The organism is Bartonella sp. LB28NMGDW (assembly GCF_042194435.1).
Classification (GTDB): domain Bacteria; phylum Pseudomonadota; class Alphaproteobacteria; order Rhizobiales; family Rhizobiaceae; genus Bartonella; species Bartonella grahamii.
This window is the reverse complement of the sequence record NZ_JBHIMX010000005.1, coordinates 58600-76641: the sequence shown is the minus strand read 5'-3', so window position 1 is coordinate 76641 and position 18042 is coordinate 58600. Positions and strand designations below refer to the sequence as shown.

Here is an 18042-nt window from a genome sequence, read left to right as displayed (position 1 = left end):
ATACCTTCTTCATTAAAAAAATCAAAAGTATTAAGCATGCTTTTCCATATACCATGAGACGCAAAAAATCACTAGTCCACACAAAGTTAGAACACTTCCTAAAATAGCTGTATATTCATAACTATAGCCCAATTTTAAAACTAATGCTCCAGATTCTGCACCAAGAGCATTAGCAATATTAAAAGCAGACTGCATTAATGCTCCTGCCAAAATCTGTCCCTGTAGTGCAACATCCATAATTTTTGTTTGTATAGAAGGCATAGAAGCAAAAGAAGTCCCAGCAAAAAAGCATCCTATTGCCGCTGTTAACGGAGCATAGGACAAAAAGAAAAAAAGAAAAAAAACAAATACGCTCCAAAGCATAGAAAAAAATATCATCGGCGAAATACCAATTTTAACAGCTAATTTAGGCCCCAAGAGATTTCCTACCACCATTCCCAATCCAACTAACGGCATGATAAATGGTACCCACTCAAGTGAAACACCAGAAATATGCATTAATGTTGACTTGATATAAGTGAAAACAGAAAATAATCCTGACGCTCCCACCGAAACCATTAACAAAAGAAGCCATACCTGCTTTTGCTTTAATGCACCCATTTCGTGCAAAGGATTCGTTTTTGGAAAACTTAAATCACAAGGCAAAAAATTCCAAATAAGCAAACAACATAATAAAGCAATCATACCCACAAGGACAAAAGCAATCTGCCAACCAATAAGTTGACCAATCCAAGTAGCACTGGGTGCTCCCAAAACGGTTGCAATTGTTAAGCCAAGCATAACATATCCAACAGCTTTAGAACGTTCTTTCATTTCTACCATTGAAGAGGCAACCATAGCCGCAAGTCCAAAATAGATTCCATGGGGAAGTCCACTGAGAAAGCGTAATACTACTAATATGCTAAAATCAGAAACAAAGGCACTAGCGATATTTGCTAAAGCATAAAAAAGCATCAATCCTATCAAAACAGTTTTGCGTGATACATGAGCTGTTGCCACAGCTAAAAGAGGTGATCCAATTACAACTCCTAATGCATAAGCAGAAATATATTGACCAGCGGTAGGAATATCAACATATGAACTTCGTGCCATCTCTGGCAGTAGCCCCATTGCAACAAACTCTGCAGTACCAATAGCAAAACTCCCCACGGCAAGGGCTAAAATTATTAAACGCCGTATTCTCGAATCAATTTCCAATGCAAGAACCTTTTGTTTATAAGAATCCCTCATATCATCACTTCTGGATAGGAGTTTTAACTGTAGATATCTGTAATACACACAAACAAAAATTCAAAACATTGTTATACGCATACCCAATAGTCCCCAATGAAGTTTTAGAAATATTTTGATATATAAAGCATTTTATGAAGTTTCAGGTAAGATTCTTTAATGAAAAACCTTTGAAACCCTCAAGGTTATAGACGTATTCACCTATTTTTCTCAGATCTGCCAGATAATAAACTTTGTCTCCTATTTTATCAGTTCCGATTTTACAGTGAAACCTTTATTTTGCGACGATATACTATACCCTATAAATAATTCTAAAATTTGTCGAATAATGCACTTCAAACAAGTGAACCACATCTCATCATTATCTTGATACAAAGATAAAACTTCTCCCAAAATTATTGTTGCATTATTTTTGTTATCTAAATGCAGATCCTCCAAATTGATAAGCTATAATTTCAACTTTACGCCATTCTTATAAATTATTATAGAATCTTTTAAAAACTCTCATGAGAATAGTGCTTGGTTTCTAGATTTATTAAATATCCTCTTTTAGGCATCTTTACCCCTCCCTCCTCTAACAGAGGAATCGCATCAGATATCTAACTCATTATCTTTAAATTAAAATATTCAATTAAATATACTATGCTTATTTTCAGATAAATTCTATAAACAGAGCAGAAAACAAATATAATAATTTTTATCTCAATATATTTATCGATATTTTATAAATGTGCTAATTATCGTGATTAATATTTAAATTTTTTATGACTTAAAATATATAATTATCTTATAAATAATACTTATTATTAAGATATAAAAATAATAAAAACTTAAAATATATAATTATAATATTTAAAATGTTGTAATCTTATTTTAGTTTTCTTTTAATTTTCTAAAGATTTATCTATTCGGTTGTATATAACCCATTCTTTACCTTTAGTAATAAAAAACACAAATTAGCTCATAAAAATACAATTTTCATACTTCTTTAAGAGTTCGCTAACGCCTCATTAACATTGTTGCTTTAAACAGTCATCAGAAACAGAAATAAACTGTTTTTCTCCGGATCAGGTAGCGCGTACCGGAGTAACAGTTTCTGTTTTATATAGTAATTAGAAAAAGAATATATGCCCTATAAAACCGCACTTCTATATCTTAGGATAGTGGAATTTATAATTTTTGAAGGTGTTTTCTAATTTCATATTTTTAGCTAAATTTGTAAGTGCAAGAATAAATTCAATAAAAAAATGAAGCGTTATATTACGATTAATATTTTAGCGTCCTTGTGCCCATAGAGCACGCGTTTCAGCGCAAAAATCAGCATAACAGCCTTCTTCAATGGCATCACGAATTCCCTGCATCAGTTGTTGATAATAAAAAAGATTATTCCAACTCAACAACATACCCCCAAGAGATTCACCAGATTTGATCAAATGATGCAAATAAGCACAACTATAATCATGTGCTGCTGGACAAAGTGACTGCGGATCAAGAGGATGTGGATCTTCTGCATAACGCGCATTACGCAAATTAATTCTACCAAAGCGGGTAAAAGCTAAACCATGACGTCCTGCACGCGTCGGCATAACACAATCAAACATATCAACACCACGAGCAACACTTTGTAAAATATCATCAGGTGTCCCTACTCCCATAAGATAGCGTGGTTTATCCTCTGGTAAAATCGGACAAGTAGTATCCAATACTGCTGTCATAACACTCTGCGGCTCACCAACAGCAAGCCCTCCAATAGCGTAACCTTTTAAATCCATTTCTTTTAATGCTTGAGCAGAACGTTCACGCAGTTTCATATTATCACCACCTTGAACAATCCCAAACAATGCTTTATCTGGCTGATCTCCAAAAGCTGTTTTACAACGCTGCGCCCACCGCAATGAAAGTTCCATAGCTTCTTCCATTTCTTTTTCAGTTGCAGGTAATGCAATACATTGATCCAACTGCATCTGGATATCCGCACCAAGAAGTTCTTGAATTTCGATAGAACGCTCTGGACTCATTTCATAGTAAGCTCCATTAATGTAAGAGCGAAAAATCACACCTTGTTCAGTAATTTTACGGATTCCCGCCAATGACATAACCTGAAAGCCACCAGAATCGGTTAAAATAGGTCCGCTCCAGCGTGAAAATTCATGTAATCCTCCCAAACGCGCAACACGTTCAGCTCCTGGACGTAACATTAAATGATAAGTATTCCCCAAAATGATATCTGCACCAAGATCACGTATTTGATCCATATACATAGCCTTAACGGTTCCTGCCGTCCCAACAGGCATAAATGCGGGTGTACGAACACATCCTCGCCCCGTTATAATTTCGCCTCGACGTGCATACCCATCTTGAGCAATTTTTCTATAATGAAATGTCTTTATCATAACTCTCGTCTTTTTGATTCCATCAATGCATATCTCTATAGAAAGAAAAAAGATATCCCCTTACGAGCATTGTCATAAGCTTTATGAATTAATTTTTGATTCGCTCAATATTGTAACCAGCATAAAAAATTAAACGAGATAAAAGAACATTTCTTGTTAAGAAATCACCATAATAAAAGTGATAATCTAGCTCCAAAAAAATAGCAAAATCCTTATAATATCATACCTCAAAATACCTACGATTAATGCACTAAAGCCTTAATAGAACTGCAAAATTATTATCACAATAATCTCATCTTCACATACTTCCATAAGCAATAACTTTGTACGCATAGAAGAAAATTCTGAACGCATTGTACAGCTTACAATATTCTTTACTTTTACAGATAAAAATTTTTCATCTGCTGAGCACGGCGATCCCCACGCTTAATAAAAGCGCAAATGAGCATAATCATTTATCCCCTTACAATATTGAGATAGCTCTTGGCACTTGAGATAATTCACAAAAGAAATTAACGTGTAAAAACACTTAAAAAAACTAAAAATGCTTTTTGTAAAGATTCTCAAATACCAAAAGCTCTATCGTAACATTAGAGGCTGAAAAAGCGTATGATGGTACCCGTTTGCTCCTTCACAAGCTTTAAAACTATACATGCCATGAATGTCATCGTGGAAGTGAATGTTGATATATACTGAGAAATGCTTCTTAAAAAAACACGTAAATGTGCAACATTAAGTATATTCCGTTTGGAGCGTTCCTCTATTAAAAAACGAGAAAAATAAAAACGTAAGGCTATGCATAACCTTCATTATTTAAATGATATCGCTTTAGATACTTTTTAAAAAAGTAAAGCTGAATTAAAAAGAATATGGCAAGACTAGCCATTTGTTTCACCTCTGCGCCTTCACATTCTTCTAAGATTAAACTGTCTTCTTGTTTTAAAGATGACACCAATGAGATATACATAAATGCTGGTTTTCCTACCTTGCTAGGAAAACTGGAGCAGCTAGTAAGGCTCTTATCCGTATTAATATGTGTGCTGCTGCATTAGGATTGGATGTTGATTTACAAGCAGCAACAAAAGCACACGCTCTCTCAGAAAAGTAACATCATAAAACCATTAATAGACCAACAATGAATTGAAGAGAAATGCCGAATTTTTTATAAAATACTTTTCCAAACAACAACCATAACACAACAGACTTTGCGTTTTCCTATTCTGACAAGTGTTTGTACAAATCCTTTGCGTTATATTCTTCAAGAAGATCCGATTGAAGGAAATATATGGACAATTCTTAGCTCGAAATTATAAAGGTAAGTGTGATACTACAAAAGAGTTTTGTGTGCCTTTATTGATCAGAAAAGAGTATTTTTTCTTAGAAACTGACAATTGAAATCAGCATAATTTATACTATTTTGCATCCGCAGCAATAACGGCTTTGGTAATTGAATCTGGATCTGCAACAGGTTCACCACGTTTAATTTTATCAACATTTTCCATACCTTCAACAACCTGTCCCCATATGGAATATTGACGATCAAGCCACGGAGCATCTGCAAAACAAATAAAAAACTGAGAATTAGCAGAATTTGGATTCTGACTACGTGCCATAGAAACTGTACCACGCTTATGAGAAAGATTTGAAAACTCTGCTGTTAAATTTGGTTTTTCTGCCCCCCCCATACCCGCACGGGATAAATTGAATTTTTCACTATCCTTCTTTCCAAATTGGACATCGCCAGTTTGCGCCATAAAACCATCAATAACGCGATGGAAAATAACATTATCATAAGCACCTTCACGTACCAATTCTTTAATACGTGCAACATGTTTTGGCGCTAAATCAGCCAAAAGCTCAATAACAACTCTGCCCTTTGTTGTTTCAAGAATTAAAGTATTCTCTGGATTTTTATTCTCAGCCATATGGAAAGCTCCTTTGATTCATTTCTCAACTTGTAAAGTAGCAGCATTAATAACATCAGGATTTTTTACAGATCCATTATTACTTGTCGTACCTTTTTTTATTTTATCAACAATATCCATCCCCTTTATAACCTCTCCAACAACCGTATACTGACCATTTAAAAAAGCAGCATCATCAAAACAAATGAAGAATTGAGAATTCGCGGAATCCGGATCTTGTGACCGTGCCATCCCAACAGTACCACGCTTAAACGGCTGCTTTGAAAACTCTGCCGGTATATTGGGATAATTTGAGCCACCCATACCAACGCGTTTCAAATCAAAATCTCTACTGCCTTTTTTTCCAAACTTTACATCACCAGTTTGTGCCATGAAATTAGGAATAACACGATGAAATACAACATTATTATAGGCCCCCTCCTCTGTTAATCTTTTAATTTGCGCAACATGTTTTGGCGCCAAATCAGGACGCAGACGAATAATGACATCACCATCTTTGAGAGATAAAACAAGAAGGCTTGCATCACTTGCTGGGCTAGAATTACCGGCGACAGCGGACAATGAAAAAAAACAAAACACACATATCAAAACAGCAAAAATTCTACGAGACACAATTATTCTCCCCTAAAAGATTGGAATTTCGAGCTCAAAGCTCGTGCAATATTGGGCGGTACAAATGGTGTCACATCACCTCCCATGGAGGCAATTTGGCGTACCAATGTAGAAGTTATCGCACGCCCAGAAACGCTTGCCGGCAAAAAAACAGTTTGCAATTCAGGAGCCATAACGCCATTCATCCCTGCCATTTGCATTTCATAATCAAGATCAGTACCATCACGCAATCCACGAATGAGAAATGAAGCACCAACTTCACGCGCCTTCTCAATTAGAAGGTTGCTAAATGAAAGAACCTGCAATCGGTTAGAATCCGCGCCAAACAAATCTTTCCCTACCTGCGTAATGAAATCAACACGCTCTTCGAAGCTAAAGAGTGTTTTTTTGTCAGCCTGTATCCCTATAGCGACGACCACCTTATCAGCTAACACAAAACATCCTTTCAAAACATCAAGATGACCATTTGTAAGAGGATCAAAAGAACCTGCATAAAGAGCAATTTTCATGATTTTATTTCATCCTCTTGAAAATTATTTTTCTTCGCTCATATCAACTGTATCAGAATGCTTCTCACCTTCATCATCTAATGAACTCGTATCATCTTCAGGTTCAGAAATACGTTCAACCGATACGACCCTTTCACCTTTGGCTGTATTAAAAATTGTGACTCCCTTAGTTGAGCGCCCAGCAGTACGAATTCCCTCAACAGGAACACGAATAAGCTGTCCCCCATCTGATACCAACATAATTTGATCTTGCGCCTTCACCGGAAAAGCCGCTACTAATTTACCAATTTCAGCTGTTTTAGATGGATCTGTTGCACGAATCCCTTTTCCGCCACGTCCGGAAATCCGGAACTCATAGGATGAAGAGCGTTTACCATAACCAAACTCACTCACCGTCAAAAGCATTTGTTCACGTGCATGAAGTTCTGCATAACGTTCATCTGTTAACTCTGTTTCAGCACCCCCATCTTCCTCATCAAGAGTTACAATATCTTCAACATCAGCATCTGCACCAGAAGCACGCCGTTCATTCATTACACGTTTAATATAAGCAGAACGCTCAATGGACGTCGCCTCGACATGCTCTAAAATTGTCATCGAAATGACTTTATCGCCTTTAGCTAAATTGATACCACGAACTCCCACAGAATTACGCCCAGCAAAGACACGAACATCAACAACTGGAAAACGGATACATTGTCCATTGGCTGTTGTTAGAACAACATCATCATGTTCTGTACAGGTTTCAACAGAAAGAATTTCATCTTCTTCATCAAGTTTCATTGCAATTTTACCATTACGATTAACTTGAACGAAATCTGATAATTTATTACGACGCACAGTTCCACGTGTTGTCGCAAACATAACATCCAATGCACTCCAGCTCGCTTCATCTTCAGGCAAAGGCATAATCGTTGTAATACGCTCACCTGGTTGTAAAGGAAGCATATTGATCAAAGCCCGCCCACGCGATTGGGGTGTCCCCAGCGGCAGTCGCCAAACTTTTTCCTTATAAACAATTCCACGTGATGAAAAGAAAAGAACCGGTGTATGCGTATTGGCAACAAACAATCGCGTTACAAAATCCTCATCCTTCGTGGACATACCAGAACGCCCCTTACCACCACGTCGCTGTGCACGATAGGTATTAAGAGGCACACGTTTAATATAGCCACTATGGCTCACCGTTACCACCATATCCTCTGGTGCAATCAGATCTTCACTCTCCATCTCAGCGCTACCAAAACCAAATACGGTACGTCGCGGCGTTGCAAATTCCTCACGAAGAGCGCTCAACTCATCCTTAACAATACACATAATGCGTATGCGTGATGCCAAGATATCAAGATAGTCAGCGATATCCACGCCAATTTTATTCAATTCATCAGCAATTTCATCACGCCCAAGGGCTGTCAATCGTTGCAAACGCAATTCTAAAATAGCACGCGCCTGTTCTTCAGAGAGATTATAAGTACCATCCTCATGAATAATATGACGAGGATCATCAATAAGTTTAATCAAAGGTGCGACATCCATTGCTGGCCAGCGTCGCTCCATTAACTGTGCACGTGCTGTCTGCGGATCAGGAGCTTTGCGAATAAGTGCGATAATTTCATCAATATTGGCAACAGCAAGGGCAAGACCAACCAAAACATGTGCTCGCTCACGCGCTTTACGCAAAAGATATTTTGTTCGCCGACTGACAACTTCTTCCCGAAAAGAAACAAATGCACGAAGCATATCAAGCAACGTCATCTGTTCGGGTTTTCCCCCATTCAAAGCAACCATATTACAACCAAAGGAAGTTTGTAGCGGCGTATACCGATATAATTGGTTTAAAACAACTTCCGCAACGACATCTTTCTTCAGCTCAATAACAACCCGATATCCATCACGATCAGATTCGTCACGCAAATCAGAGATTCCCTCAATGCGTTTATCGCGCACCAATTCGGCCATTTTCTCAATCATCGTTGCCTTATTAACTTGATAAGGGATCTCATTCACAATAATTGCTTGTCGACCATTGCGAATTTCTTCGATCTCAACTTTAGCACGCATAATGATTGAGCCACGTCCTGTTTCATAAGCTGCACGAACACCAGAATGTCCGAGGATAATGCCCCCTGTAGGAAAATCCGGACCAGGAATAATTTCAATTATTTTATCGAGTGTGATATCGGGATTATCAATCAAAGCGATACAACCATCAACGACTTCACCAAGATTATGGGGAGGAATATTGGTTGCCATTCCCACAGCAATCCCCCCTGACCCATTAACCAAAAGATTGGGAAAACGCGCTGGTAAGACAACCGGTTCACGCTCACGCCCATCGTAATTATCCTGAAAATCAACAGTATCTTTATCTATATCAGCTAAAAGTTCTTCTGAAACTTTTTCTAAACGACACTCAGTATAGCGCATAGCCGCGGGTGGATCACCATCAACGGAACCAAAATTTCCCTGACCATCAATCAATGGATTTCTTAAAGAAAAGTCCTGCGCCATACGCACTAAAGCATCATAAATTGAAGCATCACCATGGGGATGGAATTTCCCCATAACCTCACCAACAACACCAGCAGATTTACGATATGACTTATTGAAAGAAAGCCCCATCTCATTCATAGCATGAAGGATACGTCGATGAACAGGCTTAAGACCATCACGAACATCAGGGAGTGCACGTGAAACAATCACGCTCATCGCATAATCGAGATAGGAGCGTTGCATTTCATCAATAATACTGATTGGTTCAATACCGGTTAGCACATCACGTTCTGGAAGTGGAGTAAGATCGGTCACAATTTTAAAACTTTCAAAAAAGAATCATTTCACTTTATTTATATCGAAAAATACACCAAAATGCTAATTTCTCCCCCATGACAAAAAAGAAATTTAACAATATTTTTCAATATGTTATTAATTTATATTAAAATTACCAATAATAATCAACAATTTCCACTTCGCGAAACTTCAAAAATCTGAAACAAACAAATCATAAAGTAATCATGATACTGCAATTAAAGACTCTTAAAAAGGTACGTCATCATCTAATTTGTGTGAAAAACTTTCTCCCAATTGATTATTATTTTGACCAAACGTATTTCTCTGATTTGAGTTACTATCGGCAAAGCCACCACTATAACTCCCCCCTTGACTTGCTCCTTGCTCCCCGCCCGCGGTTCCCCGCCCATCAAGCATTTGTAATTCACCACGGTACTTTTGCAAAACAACCTCTGTTGTATAACGGTCATTTCCATTTTGATCTTGCCATTTTCGTGTCTGTAACTGCCCCTCAATGTAAATTTTGCTGCCTTTTTTTAAATATTGCTCTGCAACTTTGACAAGGTTTTCATTAAAAATAACAATACTATGCCACTCAGTGCGTTCTTTTCGCTCATTTGTATTCCGATCACGCCAACTTTCTGAAGTAGCAATACGCAAATTTGCCACTTGATCACCAGAATTCAAACGGCGGATTTCAGGATCCGCACCAAGGTTACCAATCAAAATAACTTTATTAAGGCTACCAGCCATCGCATAAACTCCAAAATTTTAATTCGTAAAATACTCTGTTTTATAATAGTTATAACCATCTTGACCTTCAATTTACATGTCTGCAATTGACCTTCAATATGGATATTGCTATCCTTTCCCAATATTGTATCCGTGTAATTATAACAAAAGATGATAAAGACGCATAGTTTATTCCACCACGAGAGAATAAAAAGCTACTCATTTGTATTTCTCTTTTCATAAAACTTATACCTTCTTTTAGCATTAAAGCAGTTAAACACATTGTAATTCTAAAAAAACAGTTTTATTCCATTTTAGATGCTCAGTTTTTGTCACATATGCCAAGGGTAAAATATGACTTATCAAAAATATATCTCCATTCGCGGTGCACGTGAGCATAACCTTAAAAATATTGATCTCGATCTGCCTCGTGACAAACTCATTGTTATAACAGGACTTTCTGGATCAGGAAAATCATCCTTAGCTTTTGATACAATTTACGCTGAAGGACAACGCCGCTATGTCGAAAGCCTTTCAGCCTATGCACGCCAATTTTTGGAAGTCATGCAAAAACCCGATGTCGACCGCATAGACGGTCTATCTCCAGCTATCTCCATTGAACAAAAGACAACCAGTCGCAACCCTCGTTCAACGGTAGGTACCGTTACTGAAATCCACGACTACATGCGTCTTCTCTTTGCACGTATTGGTATTCCTCATTCTCCTGCGACAGGACTTCCTATTGAAAGCCAAACAGTAAGCCAAATGGTGGATCAAATTATATCCTTACCAGAAGGAACAAGAATTTTTATTATGGCACCCTTGGTGCGAGGACGAAAGGGCGAATATAAAAAAGAGCTAACAGAACTTTTAAAAAGAGGATTTCAACGCGCTAAAGTTGATGGAAAATTCTATGAAATCGCCGATATTCCACCTCTTGATAAAAAATATAAACACGACATCGATGTCGTGGTAGACCGCATTGTTGTACAAAAAGATATCACCTCTCGCTTGGCTGATAGTATAGAAACCTGTTTACAATTAGCAAATGGACTTGCCATAGCTGAAATGGCAGACCAGCCCTTGGCACAAAAAGAAACGACAAAGGAATCTGCTCATAAATCAAAAAATGATACACACAAACGGCTCATTTTTTCAGAAAAGTTTTCTTGCCCTATATCTGGTTTTTCTATTCCTGAAATTGAACCACGCCTTTTTTCGTTCAATAATCCTTTCGGGGCCTGCCCTCTCTGCGATGGATTAGGTATAAAAAAGGCAATGGATCCACTAAAAATTGTGCCAAATAAAAATCTTACCCTAAAGAATGGAGCCATTGCTCCTTGGGCTAAATCGGATTCACTTTATTACAGACAAACCTTAGAAGCATTAGGAAAAGCTTACGGTTTCAAACTCACAGATCAATGGTGTGAACTCTCTAATGAAGCACAACAGGCAATTCTCTACGGTACAAAAAAAGATGAAATCTCTTTTATCTATAAAAATAATTCTGGTTCGCATAAAACAACCCAACCTTTTGAAGGAATTATCCCCAATATGGAGAGACGCTGGAAAGAAACCGATTCTGCTTGGTCTCGAGAAGAAATCGAACGTTATATGTCTTCTTCGCCTTGCCCAGCTTGTCATGGTTATCGTTTAAAACCAGAGGCACTTGCTGTAAAAATCCACGGAATGCATATTGGGCAAATATCAGATCTTTCTATTCTAAAGGCAGATGATTGGTTTGCCAATATTCATCAATATCTCACAGAAAAACAACGTAATATCGCTATACGTATTTTAAAAGAAATTCGCGAACGTTTAGCTTTTTTAAATCATGTAGGATTGGAATATCTTACCTTGTCTCGAACTTCAGGAACGCTTTCAGGTGGAGAAAGTCAACGCATTCGGTTAGCATCCCAAATTGGTTCTGGTCTTACAGGCGTTCTTTATATTTTAGATGAACCATCTATCGGTTTACACCAACGCGATAATGAACGCCTTTTGGAAATGCTGCGCCATTTACGCAATCTTGGCAATACAGTTATTGTCGTTGAACATGATGAAGACGCTATTCTCACAGCAGATCATGTTGTCGATATGGGCCCTGCCGCGGGCGTTCATGGCGGAGAAATCATAGCGCAAGGGACACCACAGGAAATTATAGAAAATTCAGCCTCTCTCACAGGACAATACCTTTCAGGAAAAATGGCTGTTAAAATACCTGCCAAACGACGTAAAATATCAAAAATGAAAACACTTAAAGTCATCGGTGCCAAAGGAAATAACCTCAAAAATATCAATGCGAATATTCCTCTTGGAACCTTTACATGTGTAACCGGTGTTTCTGGAGGAGGAAAATCAACATTTCTTATTGAAACACTTTTCAAAGCAGCATCACATCATATCATGGGCTCTCATCACAGCCCTGCCAGCTATGACAAAATTGAAGGATTAGAATTTCTTGATAAAGTCATTGATATCAACCAGTCCCCCATTGGACGCACCCCACGCTCTAATCCCGCAACCTATACAGGCGCTTTTACACCGATTCGTGAGTGGTTTGCCGATCTTCCAGAATCAAAAGCCCGTGGTTACAAAGCTGGTCGTTTTTCATTTAATGTTAAAGGAGGACGTTGCGAAGCATGTCAAGGTGATGGAGTCATAAAAATTGAAATGCACTTTTTACCTGATGTCTATGTTACTTGCGATGTCTGTAAAGGAAAACGCTATAATCGAGAAACACTAGAAATAAAATTCAAAGGACAGTCTATAGCCGATATTTTGGATATGACAATTGAAAAAGCAGAGGAATTTTTCCAAGCTATTCCCGCTATTCATAATAAAATGGAAACTCTCATTAAAGTAGGATTGGGTTACATAAAAGTAGGACAGCAAGCAACCACACTTTCTGGTGGGGAAGCACAACGTGTGAAACTTGCGAAAGAACTTTCACGTAAAACAACGGGACGTACACTCTATATTTTGGATGAACCGACAACAGGTTTACATTTTCACGATATTTCCAAACTTCTTGAAGTGCTGCATGAACTAGTCGAGCAAGGCAACACAGTTATAGTCATTGAACATAACCTCGATGTTATAAAGACAGCCGACTGGATTATTGATTTAGGACCCGAAGGTGGAGATCGTGGTGGCGAAATCGTTGCAATTGGACGCCCTGAAGACATCATTAAGGTCCCCGCTTCCTACACAGGAAAATTTCTAAAAGATGTTTTACTGCGCCCCTCTCTCTATAATTCCAATTCTTAAAAACGGTTTCCATTGTAAAATAAATCATACGAACAAAGCCTGTACTTCTATTGTTACCTTGTAAACACCAACACCTAATTCCAGTGGTGCAACATGTTTAAAGCAAAGGCTGAAACAATTTAGCGCTTTATAAGCTGTTTCAATTTTCGTATTGCCCATAGGAACGCACGCATAATTGCGTATTTATTCTCTGTTTTGTTTATATCTGAAACGACCAAACAGCCCAATTTGGAAAGAATACGAAGTTTTAGGATATAAATAAGTTCCTATCTTTACATCTTCTTTTAATTTATCTTTACGATTTTCAAAGGTATCCGCAGCAGTATCTTATAATGAAGATTGCCCATTGCTTCACGCTTTTGTTTATCGCGTTCCTTAATGGAATCACATTCCTCACGAAGAGACAAAACGCCCCAAACAAAATATATTTGCGTTGCCAAATCACACATCTGTTTTAAAGAAATATTTCTCAACGCTCTCAAGCCCATTTCACGACGGTACCTAATGCTATAATGATAAATCCACTATTGTACACAACCATCTTTACGTTTATGAAGGAGCATGATCGGCATCATCACACTCTTTTCCAATATTTGTCTCCCCCTACTCCCTAATATTGCAAAACCTTTAGTTATCGAAAGCTTTCATAAAAAGCATGTTATTTTTTCAAATGTTTTTATCCACACACTCTTACTATTCATGATATACAAAGGTATCGTTTTGATTGATTGACGATAAAAAGATCTAAAATGAGAAAATCTTACGCTATTAGAGTTTCTCATTCCGTATAGAAAACGTCTAATTATCCTTATAAATCAACGTATTATCTAACAAAAAAAACAAAACTCTTTTATTATATTATTTTAATTCTTGTACAAAAATTGTAAGATTTCTTCCCAAAAAACAGTATTTGACTTTATTCTACAAAAGAAACTCTCCTAAAAGAGCATAGAGTGTCATTATTTTCGACTTTTTGTGCACAAAGTATCTGTTGGACATCTTACAGTTGTCAATATAATGTGATGCAGTCTAAAAAGACAAAATAACGTTGGAGATAATTTCAGCATGAAAAAAATTGAAGCCATTATAAAACCTTTCAAACTTGATGAAGTGAAAGAAGCGCTTCAAAAAATTGGGTTACATGGTATTACAGTAACAGAAGCGAAAGGTTTTGGCCATCAAAGGGAGCATACAGAACTTTATCGTGGCACGAAATATGTTGTTGACTTTCTACCTAAAGTAAAGATTGAAATTGTTGTGTCCGATGAAAAACTGGAACAAACTGTTGATGCAATACGTAAAGCAGCTCAAACCAAACATATAGGAGATGGAAAGATATTTGTCTTTTCCATTGATGATGCCATTCGTATAGGCACCGACGAAACTGGTATCGATGCCCTTTAATAAATAATGAGAAAATTCACTTTTTTATCCACCTCAACGCCATATTAAGGAAATTGAATATGACAACCGCATCAGATATTATCAAACAGATTACAGACAATGAAATCCGTTTTGTTGATTTACGTTTTACTGATCCACGAGGAAAATTGCATCACATTACAATGGATATCGCAGAGATCAGCGAGGATACTTTTAGTGATGGTGTCATGTTTGATGGTTCTTCAATTGCTGGTTGGAAAACAATTAATGAATCTGACATGGTTTTAATGCCAGATCCAGAAACAGCACATATTGATCCTTTTTTTGCTCAATCCACTTTGGTTATATTTTGTAATGTACTTGATCCTGTCTCTGGTGAATTTTATCGTAGAGATCCTCGTTCTATCGCCAAAAGGGCTGAGGTTTATATGAAATCTTTAGGCATTGGAGATACAATCAATGTAGGTCCAGAAGCAGAGTTTTTTATCTTTGATGATGTGCGCTATAAAACGGATCCTTACAACACAGGGTTTAAACTCGATTCAAGTGAACTTCCCTCCAATGATGACACGGAATATGAAACAGGCAATCTAGGGCATCGCCCACGAATAAAGGGAGGATACCTTCCTGTTCCGCCGATTGATTCCTGCCAAGATATGCGTTCTGAAATGCTCACAGCACTCAAGGATATGGGCGTACAGGTCGAAAAACACCATCACGAAGTAGCAGCAGGCCAACATGAATTGGGTATTCGTTTTGATACACTCGTTCGCGAAGCTGACAAGATGCAAATTTTTAAATATGTTGTACATCAAATAGCAAACAGTTATGGGAAAACAGCAACCTTCATGCCAAAACCAGTTTTTGGTGATAACGGCTCTGGAATGCATGTCCACATCTCCATTTGGAAAGATGGCAAACCCATTTTTGCAGGAAATGAATATGCCGGTCTATCAGAAACCTGTTTATTTTTTATCGGTGGTGTTATTAAGCACGCAAAAGCAATCAATGCTTTTACAAACCCATCCACAAACTCCTATAAACGTTTGGTTCCTGGTTATGAAGCTCCTGTTCTTCTTGCCTATTCAGCACGTAATCGTTCTGCATCTTGCCGTATTCCAATGAGCTCCTCACCAAATTCAAAACGCGTAGAAGTTCGTTTTCCAGATCCAACAGCAAATCCCTATTTGGCATTTGCAGCCCTTTTAATGGCTGGTCTTGATGGCATCAAAAACAAAATTCATCCCGGACATGCTATGGATAAAGATCTTTATGATCTTCCCTTAAAAGAACTCAAAGAAATCCCTACTGTTTCAGGAAGTCTGCGTGAAGCGCTTGAAGCACTTGACAAAGATCGTGGCTTTCTTAAAGCTGGCGACGTTTTTGATGATGATCAGATTAATTCCTTCATTCAAGTAAAGATGCAAGAAGTCTTGCGCTACGAAACAACACCTCATCCTGTTGAATTTGATATGTACTATTCTGTTTAAACAATCAATACGCATTCTTCTGATTTTTAAAATGGAGGCAAAAGCCTCCATTTTTGTGGATATTCTTCTCATGCAAAAGCGCAAGAGGCTTTTTGCTCATCCGCTTTTCCTTTATAATGTGTTGAATCTCTTCAAATGAACTAACAAGGTCTCTAATGCCGCGAATTTGTTTTCTCGTTCCCTTTCTTTTATGCATTGTCTTTATCACATCAACAACTCAAGCACATACGATAACCAATCAAAAACTCATAGCTCTTGAAAAAGCGGCATCCGCTTATAGTAAAGCACTTAAAAATGCCGATGCAAATGTCATCTTAAATGCTATTCCTCCCCAAATCATCAACCGCTTAACCGCTAAAAAAAATCTTAGTCAATCACAATTTCGACAAATCATGAAAAGCCAAATAGAACGGTTGGCAGAAAGTTACAAGATTGAAACGATCAACATTGACCAAAAACAAAAACGTGAAGGTACACTTGATAATGGCACCCCTTATTTTGTTATACCCGTGGAGCTTGTAACCACAACAAATGCTGGAAAAAAATGCTCTATTCAAACTGAAATTATTGCCCTACTTCACGATAACCAATGGTATTTTATCCGTAGGAATGACGAAACGCTCTTAAACATAACCAATGAACTATTTCCTGGACTTGAAAAAGTAAAAATCAATCCCCAAAAAGTCACAAAAATACTCTGAGTGAAAAGAACGCACGTAAATAAAAGATTTACCCCTATAAACAAGTTGTAACAATTGTAGCAGCAGCCTTAAATTCAACTTTTTTATGAGCACGGCGTACCATTGTTTCTTTATCTATTCCCCATTGTTCCATCATCCAATCTTCATCTAAATGGGCAATAGACCAAGCATGATCAGCATCAATATTTCCCGCAGCAACAGCAAGAGCAATGAGAGCAGATCCCGTTAAGGTTGTCATCATATGAAGTGCGGCAAGCATATAAGGAGACTCAACGCTACGTAAATAATGACTCACAGCTTGAAGTGCTTCTGGTGATTGTTCCACATGCATCAGCCCTTCTGTCAAATAAAACCTTGCACCCAGTTTTTTTTCTGCCCAATCTAATAAAGGATCCCATTGTTCAGATTGTTTTTGCACCAACTCTTTAGGTGTCTGTGCACGATAAAAGATCATATCACACGCAACGAAACGCAATAAATCTTCAAAAACAACCTGCATATCATCAGCAATACCATCAATAACAGTATTAACCAAACGCGTCATCGGCATTTTTGCAGGATCAACAACGTGCTTTTGATTCTCAAATTCCTGAGCAACATATTCAGCAAACACTTCTGTTGGCACATGAAAATGACGCCTTGCGGGCGTTTTAACGGGACGTTCGTCCAACAAAATCGTAAAGCCGACCTCCCCACAAGCAATCTTCACTTGCTTATAAAACCGTTTTGGGTGTGATTGGCATGAAAGATTTTGAATCTTTTGAACAGAATTCTTCTTATTCAATGGTATATCAAAATGATCCAAAATCTCACGCATATTTGTTTATCTCTGATCTTTCAAAAAAACGACTGTTTCTTTAGGTTCTGTAGCTTCAATAAGGTTTAATCTGACCTTCTTAACGATTCCAAAGAAGAAAAAAGACCTTACCACCCCCCACTCTAATTTAAGAGTTATATTTCATGTTTCTTTTACAAACAAGACAATGATAATATCTTTTCATATATTC

The 18042-nt window shown here is 37.6% G+C and carries 12 protein-coding genes and 1 pseudogene; 4 read left to right on the top strand and 9 right to left on the bottom strand.

Going from position 1 to position 18042, the window contains the following annotated elements; genetic code table 11:
- Positions 1–30: 30 nt before the first annotated feature.
- From ACFIKG_RS04595 to ssb, 7 genes and pseudogenes are all read right to left on the bottom strand, one after another.
- Positions 31–1230, bottom strand: a complete 1200-nt coding sequence (locus ACFIKG_RS04595) for an MFS transporter (RefSeq protein WP_375626941.1) — start codon at positions 1228–1230, stop codon at positions 31–33.
- Positions 1231–2504: 1274 nt separating this feature from the next.
- Positions 2505–3623 (bottom strand): tRNA guanosine(34) transglycosylase Tgt, encoded by a 1119-nt coding sequence (tgt, locus tag ACFIKG_RS04590; RefSeq protein ID WP_375625986.1) that lies wholly within the window; start codon positions 3621–3623, stop codon positions 2505–2507.
- Between the two features lie 1412 nt (positions 3624–5035).
- A complete protein-coding gene (locus ACFIKG_RS04585) occupies positions 5036–5548 on the bottom strand; it encodes a peptidylprolyl isomerase (RefSeq protein WP_273788293.1) in 513 nt (170 codons plus the stop codon).
- A gap of 18 nt (positions 5549–5566) precedes the next feature.
- Positions 5567–6160, bottom strand: a complete 594-nt coding sequence (locus ACFIKG_RS04580; RefSeq protein ID WP_375625989.1) for a peptidylprolyl isomerase — start codon at positions 6158–6160, stop codon at positions 5567–5569.
- Positions 6150–6669 (bottom strand): annotated as a pseudogene (gene coaD / locus ACFIKG_RS04575) (pantetheine-phosphate adenylyltransferase). Before coaD ends, ACFIKG_RS04580 begins: the two are co-directional and overlap by 11 nt.
- 24 nt (positions 6670–6693) lie before the next feature.
- Positions 6694–9477, bottom strand: coding sequence for a DNA gyrase subunit A (gene gyrA, locus ACFIKG_RS04570; RefSeq protein ID WP_375625991.1), 2784 nt, complete (start codon positions 9475–9477; stop codon positions 6694–6696).
- 228 nt (positions 9478–9705) lie between these two features.
- A complete protein-coding gene (gene ssb / locus ACFIKG_RS04565) occupies positions 9706–10212 on the bottom strand; it encodes a single-stranded DNA-binding protein (protein ID WP_375625993.1) in 507 nt (168 codons plus the stop codon).
- 333 nt (positions 10213–10545) lie between these two features.
- On the opposite strand from ssb, the gene uvrA reads away from it, so the two are divergent.
- Entirely contained in the window at positions 10546–13461 is a 2916-nt protein-coding gene (gene uvrA, locus ACFIKG_RS04560) for an excinuclease ABC subunit UvrA (protein WP_375625995.1), read from the top strand.
- Positions 13462–13485: 24 nt separating this feature from the next.
- Here uvrA and ACFIKG_RS04555 read toward each other — a convergent pair whose 3' ends face one another.
- Positions 13486–13620, bottom strand: coding sequence for a hypothetical protein (locus tag ACFIKG_RS04555; protein WP_375651837.1), 135 nt, complete (start codon positions 13618–13620; stop codon positions 13486–13488).
- Positions 13621–14526: 906 nt separating this feature from the next.
- Between ACFIKG_RS04555 and ACFIKG_RS04550 the strand changes: the two genes are divergently transcribed.
- From ACFIKG_RS04550 to ACFIKG_RS04540, 3 genes are all read left to right on the top strand, one after another.
- Positions 14527–14865: a P-II family nitrogen regulator gene (locus ACFIKG_RS04550; RefSeq protein ID WP_273754282.1), complete on the top strand. Its 339-nt coding sequence runs from the start codon at positions 14527–14529 to the stop codon at positions 14863–14865.
- A gap of 59 nt (positions 14866–14924) precedes the next feature.
- Positions 14925–16334, top strand: a complete 1410-nt coding sequence (glnA, locus tag ACFIKG_RS04545; RefSeq protein ID WP_015856529.1) for a type I glutamate--ammonia ligase — start codon at positions 14925–14927, stop codon at positions 16332–16334.
- Positions 16335–16489: 155 nt separating this feature from the next.
- Positions 16490–17035, top strand: coding sequence for a hypothetical protein (locus ACFIKG_RS04540; protein ID WP_375625998.1), 546 nt, complete (start codon positions 16490–16492; stop codon positions 17033–17035).
- A 34-nt stretch (positions 17036–17069) separates the two neighbouring features.
- Here the strand turns inward: ACFIKG_RS04540 and ACFIKG_RS04535 are convergent, their stop codons facing one another.
- Positions 17070–17852, bottom strand: coding sequence for an ATP12 family chaperone protein (locus tag ACFIKG_RS04535; protein WP_375651836.1), 783 nt, complete (start codon positions 17850–17852; stop codon positions 17070–17072).
- Positions 17853–18042 lie beyond the last annotated feature (190 nt).

What these genes read in the sequence shown, in the direction of transcription:
- ACFIKG_RS04535 (WP_375651836.1), bottom strand. Translation starts at nt 17,852, where the DNA reads ATGCGTGAGATTTTGGATCATTTTGATATACCATTGAATAAGAAGAAT.
- ACFIKG_RS04540 (WP_375625998.1), top strand. Translation starts at nt 16,490, where the DNA reads ATGCCGCGAATTTGTTTTCTCGTTCCCTTTCTTTTATGCATTGTCTTT.
- ACFIKG_RS04555 (WP_375651837.1), bottom strand. Translation starts at nt 13,620, where the DNA reads ATGGGCAATACGAAAATTGAAACAGCTTATAAAGCGCTAAATTGTTTC.
- ssb (WP_375625993.1), bottom strand. Translation starts at nt 10,212, where the DNA reads ATGGCTGGTAGCCTTAATAAAGTTATTTTGATTGGTAACCTTGGTGCG.
- ACFIKG_RS04585 (WP_273788293.1), bottom strand. Translation starts at nt 5,548, where the DNA reads ATGGCTGAGAATAAAAATCCAGAGAATACTTTAATTCTTGAAACAACA.
- glnA (WP_015856529.1), top strand. Translation starts at nt 14,925, where the DNA reads ATGACAACCGCATCAGATATTATCAAACAGATTACAGACAATGAAATC.
- ACFIKG_RS04550 (WP_273754282.1), top strand. Translation starts at nt 14,527, where the DNA reads ATGAAAAAAATTGAAGCCATTATAAAACCTTTCAAACTTGATGAAGTG.
- uvrA (WP_375625995.1), top strand. Translation starts at nt 10,546, where the DNA reads ATGACTTATCAAAAATATATCTCCATTCGCGGTGCACGTGAGCATAAC.
- tgt (WP_375625986.1), bottom strand. Translation starts at nt 3,623, where the DNA reads ATGATAAAGACATTTCATTATAGAAAAATTGCTCAAGATGGGTATGCA.
- ACFIKG_RS04595 (WP_375626941.1), bottom strand. Translation starts at nt 1,230, where the DNA reads ATGAGGGATTCTTATAAACAAAAGGTTCTTGCATTGGAAATTGATTCG.